Here is a 12,950-nt window from a genome sequence, read left to right as displayed (position 1 = left end):
TTACAAATTTTTTAAAGCCTGTTTAATAATTACTTCAACGGAAGCAGTTGGATTTTCAGTTACAATTTTATCAACAACCTTTTCGGCAGATTTTCGAACAAACCCTAAAACTTCCAATGCAGATAACGCTTCATCTTTATTTGTATTGCGTTCTGCAAATGAAACTTCTTCCAAGTTGTATATTTTCAGTACTTTATCTTTTAAATCTAAAATTATTCTTTGGGCTGTTTTAGCTCCAATTCCCTTTATGGATTGAATGGTAGCCACATCGCCAGAAGCAATAGATTGAATAATTTGTTGTGGTGGCACTGATGAAAGCATTGTTCTTGCTGTACTAGCTCCAACTCCAGAAACCGAAAGCAATAACTTGAACAATTCTCTTTCTGCTTTTTCAACAAATCCAAACAACGTATGAGCATCTTCTTTAATTTGAAGAAATGTAAAAAGTTTCAAATTTTCAGAATCAGGCAATAAGGAAAAAGTATGCAATGAAATATTAATCTGATACCCTACCCCGTTACAATCTATAACAACTTCGGTAGGTGTTTTTTCAACTAATTTACCCTGTATATGTGCTATCATACGTATTTTTCTTCAACCAAAAATAAGAAAAATCTTTTACCGTGATAATCAGAACAGTTAAAGTTCATAATTATCCGACAAAAGATCTTTTTTTATTTATTTGCCAATTGTTTTAATCGTTTTTCTTTTTCTTGAGCATCAACTACAGCAACAGCTGCCATGTTTACCATTTCCTCAACACTTGCTCCTAATTGAAAAATATGAACTGGCTTATCCATACCCAACATAATTGGACCAATTGAAAGTACTTTATTGAGTTCTTTCAACATTTTATAGGTAATATTAGCTGCGTCCAAATTAGGAAATACTAATGTGTTGACTTTTTTATTTGCCAACTTCGAAAATGGAAATTTACTCGACAACATTTCTTGGTTAAGTGCAAAATCTGCTTGAATTTCACCATCCACAATTAAATCCGGATTGTTTTCATGTAACATTTGCACCGCTTTTCTTATTTTAACAGAACTTGCGTCGTTAGACGAACCAAAATTTGAAAATGAAACCATTGCAATTACCGGTTCCATTCCGAACATACGAACTGTTTTGGCGGTCATCAATGCAATTCGGGCTAAATCTTCAGCAGTAGGATTTGGATTGATTGCCGTATCTGCCAAAAATATAGGCCCTCGTTTAGTCATCATCATATTGGTTGTAGCAATACGCTCAACACCTTGTTGTTTCGGAATTAATTCCAACATTGGCTTTACAACCGTTGGGTAACTACGAGAGTACCCGGTTACTAATGCATCTGCCTCTCCTTCATTAACCATCATCGCTGCAAAATAATTACGCTCACGCATCCATTTTTGTGCATCTAATAAGGTTGTTCCTTTTCTTCTTCTAGATTCCCAGTAAGCATTTGCAAAACGATTACGACGTTCTTCTTCCTCTTTCATTTTAGGATCAATGATTGTCACATTCGCGTCGAAACCAATTTCTTCTTTCAACTCTTCAATAACTTCTTTATTTCCTAGCAAAATTGGCTCACCGATTCCTTCTTCTAAAACAATTTGTGCAGCTTTAAGTACATCTAAATGATCTGCTTCTGCAAAAATTACTTTTTTAGGATCCGTTTTAGCTCGGTTGATTAACATTCGAACCATTTTATTATCAGAGCCCATACGCTCCAACAACTCATCACGATATTTGTCCCAATCGGTAATTGGAGCAGTTGCTACTCCAGAATCCATAGCTGCTTTTGCAACTGCTGGTGGAACCTCTGCAATTAAACGCGGATCGAAAGGTTTTGGAATGATATAATCGCGTCCGAAGATCAATTTAGTTTCACCATAGGCGATATTAACTTGTTCCGGAACGGATTCTTTTGCAAGATTAGCTAAAGCCACAACAGCAGCTTTTTTCATTTCTTCATTAATTTTTGTAGCTCTAACATCTAAAGCGCCACGGAAAATAAATGGAAATCCAAGAACATTATTTACTTGATTAGGATGATCTGAACGACCAGTTGCCATAATAATATCTTCTCGAGTTGCAATTGCCAAATCGTAATTGATTTCCGGCCTTGGATTTGCCATAGCAAATACAATTGGGTTTGCAGCCATACCGATTAACATATCTGGAGTTACAATATCTCCAGAAGACAGTCCGATAAATACATCGGCACCTTTCATGGCATCACCCAACGAATCATAATGAACATCGGTAGCATATTTTCGTTGCATGTCGGAAATCTTCGGATCATCTTTTCGCAAAGCACCTTTACTGTTAAACATAACAATATGATTGGCTTTTACTCCGAACGAAACGTATAAATTCGCACAGGCAATAGCAGCCGAACCGGCTCCTGAAATTACCACACGAACTTCTTCCATTTTTTTACCGGCTAACTCAACAGCATTCAATAAAGCAGCAGCCGATATTATGGCTGTACCATGCTGATCGTCATGCATTACCGGAATATTTAACTCTTCGATTAATCGTCTTTCAATTTCGAACGATTCTGGAGCTTTTATATCTTCAAGATTAATTCCACCAAAAGTAGGTGCAATATTTTTAACCGTCTCAATAAATTTATCGACGTCTTTTGTATCTACTTCAATATCGAAAACATCAATATCTGCAAAAATTTTAAACAAAAGTCCCTTTCCTTCCATTACGGGTTTTGAAGCCTCAGGACCGATATCACCCAATCCTAAAACAGCAGTTCCGTTTGAAATAACCGCAACTAAGTTCCCTTTTGCTGTGTATTTATATACATTATTTACATCTTTTTCGATTTCCAAACATGGCTCAGCCACGCCCGGAGAATAAGCTAACGCCAAATCGCGTTGGGTAGCATATTTTTTGGTAGGTACAACCTGAATTTTCCCAGGTGTAGGCTTTGCATGGTATAATAAAGCTTCTCTGCGTTTACTGTCTTTGTGCATGGTTTGTTTGTTTACTAACTGACAAAGATAGAAGACTGAAAAGAATAATTGAAATTTTTGAGCTTATTCTTTCAGAAAGTTGATATTCCTTTTAAGTCCGTCAAACTTTGTTCGCTTGACAGCTGAGTTTTTAAAGACCTTCCGAAAGGTTTCTTCTGTAATTTCATCCCATTCTTTTTTGAAAAATGAAAGTATTTCTGGATTGGGATTAAACAACGGTTCATTGTGTGGTTTTGAGAACCGATTCCACGGGCAAACATCTTGACAAACATCGCACCCAAACATCCAATCATCAAATTTACCCGCCATTGTTGATGGAAGATTATCTTTAAGTTCGATGGTAAAATAAGAAATACATTTTGATCCGTCTACCACATAGGGTGACACAATAGCCTCTGTAGGACAAGCATCTATACAAGCTGTACAACTTCCGCAATGATCTGTGGCAATCGAATCGTATTCTAAATCCAAATCCACTATCAATTCGGCTATAAAAAAGAAAGAACCTACTTGTTTTGATAATAAATTAGCATTTTTACCTATCCATCCCAAGCCACTTTTGGCAGCCCAAGCCTTATCTAGAACTGGAGCAGAATCAACAAAAGCACGCCCATCTACATCGCCAATTTCTTCCTGAATAAATTGAAGTAATGATTTTAGTTTATCTTTTATAACGAAATGATAATCTTGACCGTAAGCATATTTGGAGATTTTATAACTCTCTGGATTTTGAAATTCTGAGGGATAATAATTTAACAACAACGAAATAACACTTTTAGCTCCATCAACCAGCAGAGTTGGATTAAGACGTTTATCAAAATAATTTTCCATATACTGCATTTCTCCATGCATTTGCTTGGTAAGCCATTGCTCTAACCGAGGCGCTTCCTCTTCAAGAAATTCTGCTTTAGCTATTCCACAAGACAAAAATCCGAGGCGTTTTGCTTCGGATTTAATCATTTTAGTGTATTTCGATTTATTTTCAATCATTTAAAACAAACCACCTTGAATGTTGGTTTTTATTTTTCCTAAATGTTTGTATGCTTTTTCTGTCACTTCTCTTCCTCGAGGCGTTCGTATAATAAAACCTTCTTGGATTAAAAATGGTTCATAGACTTCTTCAATAGTTTCCCCACTTTCTGAAACAGCAGTTGCTAATGTTGTTAAGCCAACCGGTCCGCCTTTAAACTTATCAATAATGGTAGTTAAAATTTTATTGTCCATTTCGTCCAAGCCATGTGCATCTACATGTAGTGCTTTTAAGGCAAATTTGGCAATCTCAATATCGATTTTTCCGTTGCCTTTAATTTGAGCAAAATCACGAACACGACGTAAAAGTGCATTTGCAATTCGAGGAGTACCTCTACTTCTTCCCGCAATTTCGATAGCTGCTTCCATAGAAATTGGCACATTTAAAATAGAAGAACTACGTTGCACAATAGTAGTTAGAAGTTCAGTATTATAATATTGTAAGCGACTTTGGATTCCGAAACGAGCCCGCATAGGTGCCGTTAACAATCCCGAGCGTGTTGTTGCCCCAACTAAAGTAAACGGATTCAAATTAATTTGAACTGTACGAGCATTGGGACCGCTTTCAATCATGATGTCAATTTTGAAATCTTCCATAGCCGAATATAAATATTCTTCAACTATTGGGCTTAACCGATGGATTTCATCAATAAACAACACATCACGTTCGTCTAAATTCGTTAGTAATCCAGCCAAATCACCGGGCTTATCCAAAACTGGTCCAGAAGTAATTTTAATTCCAACACCTAGTTCGTTTGCTAAAATATTAGCCAAAGTAGTTTTTCCTAAACCAGGAGGTCCATGAAACAAGGTATGATCTAAAGCTTCTCCCCTAAGGTTAGCTGCTTCAACAAATACTTTTAGATTTTCCAAAACCTGATCTTGCCCCGTAAAATCATCAAAGTTTAACGGACGCAAAGCTTTTTCAATATCGACTTCCTGAGGTGTAAATCGCTCTTTGTTTGGATTTAGATTTTCATTCATACGACAAAGATAGAAAAGTTTATGCGGGGATTTGGTTATTTGTTTATTTGAAAATTAGACATGATAACCCGAGGCGAGAATTTCAGACCACTCCGGGTGACGTTTGATATAAGCAGCAACAAAAGGACAAAGTGGTGCTAAGGTATAATTATGATCTTTAATCCAAGTTAACGTTCGGAGGACCAATTCGGAGCCCACACCTTTTCCCGATAGTTCAGAAGGCACCTCGGTATGGGTTAAAAATACAACATTGTCTACATTAAGGATGAATTCAATAAAAGCCACTACATCTTCAACTTCAAGTTCAAAGCGTTTTTTTTCGTCGTTAATTATTAGGACTGTATTTTGTAAACTATGCATCTTTATCTTTATTATAATAAAAAGAAAGTGCTCCAGAAGGGCATTTTTTCACTTGTTCTATCATTTCATTAGAACTTGCACCGCGAATATTAATCCAAGGTTTTTCTTTTGGGCGAAAAACTTCTGGCAACCCTCGAACACAATTTCCAGAATGCGAACATAAATGCTGTTTCCAAACAATTGTAACTTCACCATTCGTATATTCTTTTTGTTCTTCCATGTTGTAAGAATTTTGCTTTATGAAAGTTACAAAAAATTAAGCATTAAAAAGCACGATTTTATATCTTTAGCAAGATTTAACTAAAATTTTATGCAAAACGAAAAACACGAATTTAAACGTGAATTAGGACTAATAGACGCCACCAGTATAGTTGCGGGCTCTATGATAGGGTCTGGAATTTTTATTGTAACCGCTGCTATGGCTCGCGATGTTGGATCTGCTGCCTGGTTGTTAGTAATCTGGCTGGTAACGGGTTTACTAACCATGAGTGCAGCTTTAAGTTATGGGGAGTTAGCTGGAATGATGCCTAATGCAGGAGGACAATATGTATACATACAGAGAGCTTATGGTAAATTAATGTCGTTTTTATATGGCTGGACAGTATTTACCGTTATTCAAACGGGTGTAATAGCTGCAGTAGCAGTAGCTTTTGCAAATTATACAGCAGTATTCTTCCCTATTTTAGAAAATAAATTACTGACTATTGGAGAAAGCTATTCGTTTACCAACAAACAACTTCTAGCCATTATAAGTGTCGTATTACTTACCTTTATAAATACTAAAGGCGTGAAAAGCGGCAAAATGATCCAATTGGTTTTTACCTCTGCTAAACTTTTTGCTCTTTTTGCCTTAATTATATTAGGCCTAATTGTGGGTTTAAAAACCGATGTTTTGTCTCATAATTTTGAGAATATGTGGGATGCGACAAAAACGGTTTTAAACGAAGAAGGTTCACTAACCATTACTAAGCTTACAGGTGTTGCGCTATTGGGAGCTATGGGAGCAACCATTATTAATTCACTTTTTTCGAGTGATGCATGGAACAATGTAACCTTTATTGCTGCAGAAATCAAAGACCCGAAACGAAACATCCCAAGAAGTTTGTTCCTAGGAACTTGCATCGTAACCATAATATACATTTTAGCTAACTTGGCATATCTAGCGTTATTACCGTTGCACGGAAGTGTTGAGGGCACAAGCGTTATGGAACACGGAATCATGTTTGCCGATCAAGATCGTGTAGGAGCAGCGGCAGCTAATATCATTATGGGAAACATAGGAGTATTTGTGATGGCTGCTTTAATTATGGTATCAACTTTTGGTTGTAATAGTGGCTTAATTTTATCTGGAGGAAGACTATTTTATGCTATGTCGAAAGATGGACTATTCTTTAAAAAAGCAGGGGAACTAAATCGAAATGATGTTCCTGCAAAAGCGCTTTGGTATCAATGCTTATGGGCTTCTGTATTATGTATTTCTGGCAAATATGGAGACTTATTAACCTATTCGACGTTTGCCTCACTACTGTTTTACATTTTAACCATATATGGCATTTTTATATTACGCAAAAAAGAACCTCACATGGAAAGACCATATAAAGCTTTTGGTTACCCAATAATCCCAGCTATTTATATTCTTTTAACAACATCAATTTGTGTAACCTTATTAATTTATGATACAAAAAACACAGGGTTAGGATTTCTAATTGTACTATTAGGAATTCCAGTATATTATTTCACCCAACATAAAAAGAACTAAAATAGTTAGACATCACATTATGGCCAAAAACTAAATTCAATATCTTAAATTGAATTAATAACGCTAAAATTTAAATCATTTTAGCGTTTTTTATTTTTTTCATCTCACAAGGAAACAAAATATTTTAGCGTTAAGAATGTAATAATTGTTAATTGCTGAAAACCTGTTAAGATATATAATGTGCTAATGTAAATCTTGTTTTGAATAACACCGTGAAGGTATTAATTTATACACCTATAAAATTAATGCAATGCATACAAAAGCTCTTCTAACTTTTTACTGGATATAATTTGATTTAGGTAAAAATTATTATTACCCATATCAAACAAAAAAGCCTTTCTAATAGAAAGGCTTTTTTGTTTGTATATCTTAATGATGCAACTGCTCTTCTCCTTCTTTATAAGGAACTATTTGCGGAACAAAGTCTTCATCATGACCTGGCTTGCTATAATCATAAGGCCAACGGTGTACATGAGGAATTTCACCTGGCCAGTTTCCGTGCATGTGCTCAACTGGTGCAGTCCACTCCAATGTATTAGATCTCCATGGGTTTTGAACCGCTTTTTTACCGTAAAAAATACTGTAGAAGAAGTTCCAAATAAAAACCAATTGGAAAGCAGCACCAACCAATGCAAACATAGTGATGATTTTATTAACATCAGCTAAATCGTCAAATAATGGGAATGCTGTATTGGTATAATAACGTCTAGGTAATCCTGCCATACCGATAAAGTGCATTGGGAAGAAAACACCATAAGCACATACTGCAGTTACCCAGAAATGGATGTAACCTAAATTTTTATTCATCATTCTACCATACATTTTAGGGAACCAGTGGTAAACACCAGCAAAGAATCCATAAAGTGCAGAGATACCCATTACTAAGTGGAAATGCGCTACTACGAAGTATGTATCATGAACATTGATATCTAAAGTTGAATCTCCCAAAATGATACCTGTTAATCCACCAGTGATGAATGTAGATACCAATCCGATTGAGAACAACATAGCAGGATTCATCTGTAAGTTACCTTTCCATAATGTGGTAATATAGTTGAATGCTTTGACCGCAGAAGGAATTGCAATTAACAACGTAGTAAAAGTAAACACAGATCCTAAGAATGGATTCATTCCAGAAATAAACATGTGGTGACCCCATACGATTGTAGATAAGAAAGCAATCGCTAAAATAGATGCAATCATCGCACGGTAACCAAAGATTGGCTTACGAGAGTTTGTTGCAATAATTTCAGATGTAATACCTAATGCAGGTAATAATACGATGTAAACTTCTGGGTGACCTAAGAACCAAAATAAATGTTCAAATAATACCGGAGAACCTCCTTGGTAATGTAATACTTCACCAGAAATATAAATATCAGATAAGAAGAATGAAGTACCAAAACTTCTATCGAAAATCAATAACAATGCAGCAGAAAATAAAACCGGGAACGATACAATACCGATTACCGCAGTAATAAAGAATGCCCATACCGTAAGAGGCAAACGAGTCATCGCCATTCCTTTTGTTCTCAAGTTGATAACCGTTACAACGTAATTCAAAGATCCCATTAATGAAGATGCAATGAATATAGCCATAGATACCAACCATAAAGTCATACCTGTACCAGAACCAGGGATAGCCTGTGGTAAAGCAGAAAGTGGCGGATAAATTGTCCATCCTGCAGAAGCTGGTCCAGACTCTACAAATAAAGATATCAACATAATTACAGTAGAAATGAAGAACATCCAGTATGAAATCATATTCATGAAACCAGATGCCATATCTCGTGCTCCTACTTGCAATGGAATTAACAAGTTACTAAATGTACCACTCAAACCAGCAGTCAATACAAAGAATACCATGATGGTACCGTGAATTGTAACTAATGCCAAGTAAATATCATTACGCATTACACCTCCTGGAGCGAATTTTTCACCCAAAAGGAATTTAAAAATTCCGAAAGATTCTTCCGGCCATGCAATTTGCATACGGAACAATAATGACATTGCTACACCAATAATACCCATAATCAAACCTGTGATTAGGTATTGTTTAGCAATCATTTTATGATCGATACTAAAGATATACTTCGTGATGAAGGTATCTTTGTGATGATGTTCGTGGTCTTGTCCGTGATCGTGACTTAAATCGTGTCCTACTGCTGACATATTTTTTTAATTTGAATAGTATTAAAAAACAATTTTATTTTAAAACTTGAGCGATAGCTTTTGTTGTATCAACTACTGCTGGAGCTGCTGTTTCCTTTGGAGCGTTAGCTTCTTTAACTGCAGCACTCAAAGTTCCTTTTTCACTAAGCCATTTTTTGTAATCTGCTTCGCTTTCAACTATAATTTTCATTTGCATGTTATAGTGAGAAGCTCCACAAATCTTATTACATAATAGTAGATAATCAAAATTGTAAGGCTCTAAGGCAGATTTACCTTGAGCAACTAATTCTGCACTTTTCTTAGCTCTAATACTGTTAATTCTTGCCACTTTATCTACCATATCTTGCGACTGACGCATCTCTTCAGTAGTTTTTGTAGGTGTGAATGAGAATTGTGTCACCATTCCTGGAACACAGTTCATTTGTGCTCTAAAATGTGGCATATAAGCAGAGTGCAATACATCTTGAGAACGCATTTTGAAAATAATTTTTCTACCTACTGGCAAATGCAATTCTTGTGTTTGTTTATCATCTTGAGCATTAGGATCAGACAAATCAACTCCCAAAGTATTTACACCTTCAATATAGCGAACATTAGCTTTTCCTAATACATTATCTTCACCTGCATAACGAGCTTCCCAATTAAACTGTTTAGCATAAAGCTCCACAAAAATTGGATCACCTTCTTCTTGATCAACAAACATAATGTTTGTCCATGCATATAATCCATAAAGAATTAAACCAGCCAATACAATAACAGGAATAATTGTCCATATGAACTCTAATTTATCATTATCTGCAAAATATAAAGCTTTAGAATCTTTCTTACCTCTATATTTATAAGCAAAGAAGTGCAATAACGCTTGAGTGATAGTTTGAACAATGAAAATCAAAATCATTGAAATCCACATCAAACGGTCAATTTCTGGTCCGTGCTTTGAAGCAGAACTATCCATCAAAGGCAAATCTCCATATTCAACACAACAATAAATCATAGTAATATAAATGAACACCAAGAAGGCAAACATCAAATACCCGTTTAAATTATTGTCTTTATCATTTGCAACCCCAGTATCATCTGAAGCTGAAATGCCGATTTGAGTTAAATCAAATATCTTAGTCAATTGCCAAACAGCAATCCCTAATAAAACTACTACTAAAAGTACCAATAAACTTGTCATTTGTTTATTACTTTAAAATATTAATAATGGAAATGTTTACTTTCTTCAATTAACGGATTACGTTTTGCAACTAACGGTGCCTTCGCAATAGCCGAGAAAACCACAAAAATAAACAACCCTAAGAAGAACATCAAGGCTCCAATTTCAGCAGCACCAATAAACCATTGGTCGCCAACTGTTGCCGGCATAATCATAACGAAGAAATCAATATAGTGGCCCATAAGGATGATTAATCCAGCCATAACCATAATCCATGTAAGGCGTTTGAAATCGGTATTCATAAGGATTACTATAGGAAGTGCAAAGTTCAAAACTAACATTCCGAAGAAAGGCAGTTTGTAGTCCTCAATACGCGTTACAAAATAAGTAACCTCTTCTGGGATATTGGCATACCAAATTAGCATAAATTGTCCGAACCATAAATAAGTCCAAAAAATACAGAAACCAAACATATACTTCCCTAAGTCGTGAATATGACTTGTATTAACATGTTCAAGATACCCTTTCGATTTCAAGTACATCGTTACAAAAGCTATAACTGTAATACCACTCACAATAAAACTTGCAAAAACATACCATCCAAATAACGTACTGTACCAATGTGGATCTACAGACATTATCCAATCCCATGAAGATATGGATTCTGACACGATAAAGAACGCCAAGAAACCCGCTGCCATTTTGAAGTTCTTTTTATGGAAAGAATTATCAGAAGCATTATCTTGAGCCAATGAATATTTTCTAGAAAGATGACGGTATAAAATCCAACCTCCTAAGAAAACAACTGCTCGGATTAAGAAAAAGGGTACATTCAAATATCCTTGTTTGTTCTGGATAAGCGTATCATGAGCTACAACTTCAGGATCCATCCATACAAATAAATGGTGAAAATGCATTCCTCCTAAAACCAAGAGAACAATAAAAATAATCGCTCCTGGCACTAGGTAGGCGGTAATACCTTCCATCACACGGAACAATATTGGAGACCATCCTGCCTGAGACACCCACTGGATCGCATAAAATGCTAAAACTCCAACAGAAATCAACAAAAAGAAGATACAAGCTACATACAAGGCAGCCCAAGGTTTGTTCTGCAATTGGTGCAATACGTGTTCTACGTGTTTTTGGTGCTCAGCATGCGCAACGGCTTCAGCACCATGATGCGCTTCTGTTTTGTGTGCCTCATCGTGATGTGTTTCCGCAACAGCATGAGCATCGTGAGTCGGGGCAGCCGCATGATTACCATGTTGGCTTTCCGCTAATATTTTTTCTACGTCAGCCGTAGTTTTTGGAGCAGTTAAAAAACCGTATGCAATCCCCAACAACCCTAAAGTCATAAGGATAAAAGCAAATGTTTTTAATTTGTTTGAAAATGTGTACATATTCTAACTTTCAAATGAGTTTTATTTCTTTAATTCGCCTCTTAGTGTCATTACGTGTCTTGCTACCAACCAACGTTCCTCTTGAGATAATTGGTTAGCATGAGAACCCATAGCATTTAAACCATATGTTTCTACATGAAAAACACTTCCTTCTGTAATTTCTCTATCGGCATAACTTGGCACTCCCAAGAATTTCTCTCTTTTTACCAAATTTCCTTTCCCATCCCCTTTTTCACCGTGACAGATTGCACAGTAAATACCAAACAATTCTTTTCCTTTTTCAGGATTTACGGACAAGGAATCAAGTGGGGTTTTTAAGTTGGCTTTTGCAAACTCATACCCAGCAGTAGTGTTTGGAATTTCATAAGGCTGAAATCCTCTTTTGATACTTCCTTTTACTGGTTTTAATCCCTCTTTTCCTCCTTTAAATGCAGAAGATTGGGAATACGTTTCGTAAGCCACTGATTCATACATATTCGGGAAGTATTGATAGTTAGGTTGAGATTTGTCGAAACACGAGGTCGCAACAACCGAAACACCAACCAATACTACTATTTTATATAAAGCTTTCATATTTTTCAATTAATGCTTATCAATTACTTTTACTTCTACGGCTCCAGAGTTTTTATAAAAAGAAACCATGTCGTCTTCATTTCCGTGAACGGCTACTTCCATTAAAAAATGATCGTCTGTAGTTCTTACATCTGGATTTTCAGCTTGTTTGAATGGCCATAACCTACTTCTTAAATAAAAAGTAATAACCATTAAGTGTGCGGCAAAGAAAACCGTAAGTTCAAACATAACCGGAATGAAGGCAGGTACGTTCTGATAGAAGGCAAAACTTGGTTTTCCACCAATGTCCTGAGGCCAATCCTGAATCATGATATAGTTCAATAAAAAACCAGCCACTGTCAAACCGATACATCCATAAATGAATGAAGCAATTGCAATTCGTGTTGGCTCTAAGCCCATTGCTTTGTCTAATCCGTGAACCGGAAACGGCGTATAAATTTCTTCAATATGATGATGTGCCGCTCTTGATGCCTTTACAGCATCCATTAAAATATCATCATCAGTAAATATCGCATGTAAAACTTTGTTTGTACTCATGACCT

The 12,950-nt window shown here is 35.9% G+C and carries 12 protein-coding genes; 1 reads left to right on the top strand and 11 read right to left on the bottom strand.

The window, feature by feature from the left end; translation table 11 throughout:
* The 6 genes from ruvA to ACZ1JT_RS07485 all read right to left on the bottom strand — a co-directional run bounded on the left by ruvA (window position 1) and on the right by ACZ1JT_RS07485 (window position 5,562).
* The gene (gene ruvA / locus ACZ1JT_RS07510; RefSeq protein WP_465093222.1) at window positions 1-582 is read right to left on the bottom strand and encodes a Holliday junction branch migration protein RuvA; all 582 of its coding nucleotides are present in this window, start codon (window positions 580-582) and stop codon (window positions 1-3) included.
* 92 nt (window positions 583-674) lie between these two features.
* A complete protein-coding gene (locus ACZ1JT_RS07505; protein WP_465093221.1) occupies window positions 675-2,969 on the bottom strand; it encodes an NADP-dependent malic enzyme in 2,295 nt (764 codons plus the stop codon).
* Between the two features lie 63 nt (window positions 2,970-3,032).
* Window positions 3,033-3,959, bottom strand: coding sequence for a tRNA epoxyqueuosine(34) reductase QueG (queG, locus tag ACZ1JT_RS07500; protein ID WP_465093220.1), 927 nt, complete (start codon window positions 3,957-3,959; stop codon window positions 3,033-3,035).
* Entirely contained in the window at window positions 3,960-4,982 is a 1,023-nt protein-coding gene (gene ruvB, locus ACZ1JT_RS07495; RefSeq protein WP_465093219.1) for a Holliday junction branch migration DNA helicase RuvB, read from the bottom strand.
* 54 nt (window positions 4,983-5,036) lie between these two features.
* Window positions 5,037-5,342 (bottom strand): GNAT family N-acetyltransferase, encoded by a 306-nt coding sequence (locus ACZ1JT_RS07490; protein WP_465093218.1) that lies wholly within the window; start codon window positions 5,340-5,342, stop codon window positions 5,037-5,039.
* Window positions 5,335-5,562: a (4Fe-4S)-binding protein gene (locus ACZ1JT_RS07485; RefSeq protein ID WP_465093217.1), complete on the bottom strand. Its 228-nt coding sequence runs from the start codon at window positions 5,560-5,562 to the stop codon at window positions 5,335-5,337. The genes ACZ1JT_RS07490 and ACZ1JT_RS07485 overlap by 8 nt, the downstream gene beginning before the upstream one ends.
* Window positions 5,563-5,652: 90 nt before the next feature.
* Between ACZ1JT_RS07485 and ACZ1JT_RS07480 the strand changes: the two genes are divergently transcribed.
* Window positions 5,653-7,101, top strand: coding sequence for an APC family permease (locus tag ACZ1JT_RS07480; protein ID WP_465093216.1), 1,449 nt, complete (start codon window positions 5,653-5,655; stop codon window positions 7,099-7,101).
* Between the two features lie 369 nt (window positions 7,102-7,470).
* On the opposite strand, the gene ACZ1JT_RS07475 is transcribed toward ACZ1JT_RS07480, so the two are convergent.
* Genes ACZ1JT_RS07475 through ACZ1JT_RS07455 form a run of 5 tightly spaced genes read right to left on the bottom strand, consistent with a single transcriptional unit; the run spans window position 7,471 to window position 12,945 of the window.
* On the bottom strand, window positions 7,471-9,273 hold the full coding sequence (locus ACZ1JT_RS07475) for a cytochrome c oxidase subunit I (RefSeq protein WP_465093215.1): 1,803 nt from the start codon (window positions 9,271-9,273) through the stop codon (window positions 7,471-7,473).
* 34 nt (window positions 9,274-9,307) lie between these two features.
* Window positions 9,308-10,453: a cytochrome c oxidase subunit II gene (locus ACZ1JT_RS07470; protein ID WP_465093214.1), complete on the bottom strand. Its 1,146-nt coding sequence runs from the start codon at window positions 10,451-10,453 to the stop codon at window positions 9,308-9,310.
* 20 nt (window positions 10,454-10,473) lie between these two features.
* Window positions 10,474-11,835 carry a quinol:cytochrome C oxidoreductase gene (locus tag ACZ1JT_RS07465; RefSeq protein ID WP_465093213.1) on the bottom strand — a complete coding sequence of 454 codons (1,362 nt, stop codon included), beginning with the start codon at window positions 11,833-11,835 and terminating at the stop codon, window positions 10,474-10,476.
* Between the two features lie 21 nt (window positions 11,836-11,856).
* A complete protein-coding gene (locus tag ACZ1JT_RS07460; RefSeq protein WP_465093212.1) occupies window positions 11,857-12,408 on the bottom strand; it encodes a c-type cytochrome in 552 nt (183 codons plus the stop codon).
* Between the two features lie 9 nt (window positions 12,409-12,417).
* The gene (locus tag ACZ1JT_RS07455) at window positions 12,418-12,945 is read right to left on the bottom strand and encodes a DUF3341 domain-containing protein (protein WP_465093211.1); all 528 of its coding nucleotides are present in this window, start codon (window positions 12,943-12,945) and stop codon (window positions 12,418-12,420) included.
* Between the last annotated feature and the right edge of the window lie 5 nt (window positions 12,946-12,950).

Source organism: Flavobacterium sp. IC2-16 (assembly GCF_055521455.1).
This window is presented reverse-complemented; position numbering and strand designations above follow the sequence as displayed.

Bases quoted from the DNA above. Each gene is read 5' to 3' on its own strand.
- ACZ1JT_RS07460 (WP_465093212.1), bottom strand. From the start codon at position 12,408: ATGAAAGCTTTATATAAAATAGTAGTATTGGTTGGTGTTTCGGTTGTT.
- ACZ1JT_RS07475 (WP_465093215.1), bottom strand. From the start codon at position 9,273: ATGTCAGCAGTAGGACACGATTTAAGTCACGATCACGGACAAGACCAC.
- ruvB (WP_465093219.1), bottom strand. From the start codon at position 4,982: ATGAATGAAAATCTAAATCCAAACAAAGAGCGATTTACACCTCAGGAA.
- ACZ1JT_RS07480 (WP_465093216.1), top strand. From the start codon at position 5,653: ATGCAAAACGAAAAACACGAATTTAAACGTGAATTAGGACTAATAGAC.
- ACZ1JT_RS07465 (WP_465093213.1), bottom strand. From the start codon at position 11,835: ATGTACACATTTTCAAACAAATTAAAAACATTTGCTTTTATCCTTATG.
- ACZ1JT_RS07455 (WP_465093211.1), bottom strand. From the start codon at position 12,945: ATGAGTACAAACAAAGTTTTACATGCGATATTTACTGATGATGATATT.
- ACZ1JT_RS07505 (WP_465093221.1), bottom strand. From the start codon at position 2,969: ATGCACAAAGACAGTAAACGCAGAGAAGCTTTATTATACCATGCAAAG.
- queG (WP_465093220.1), bottom strand. From the start codon at position 3,959: ATGATTGAAAATAAATCGAAATACACTAAAATGATTAAATCCGAAGCA.
- ACZ1JT_RS07470 (WP_465093214.1), bottom strand. From the start codon at position 10,453: ATGACAAGTTTATTGGTACTTTTAGTAGTAGTTTTATTAGGGATTGCT.
- ACZ1JT_RS07485 (WP_465093217.1), bottom strand. From the start codon at position 5,562: ATGGAAGAACAAAAAGAATATACGAATGGTGAAGTTACAATTGTTTGG.
- ACZ1JT_RS07490 (WP_465093218.1), bottom strand. From the start codon at position 5,342: ATGCATAGTTTACAAAATACAGTCCTAATAATTAACGACGAAAAAAAA.
- ruvA (WP_465093222.1), bottom strand. From the start codon at position 582: ATGATAGCACATATACAGGGTAAATTAGTTGAAAAAACACCTACCGAA.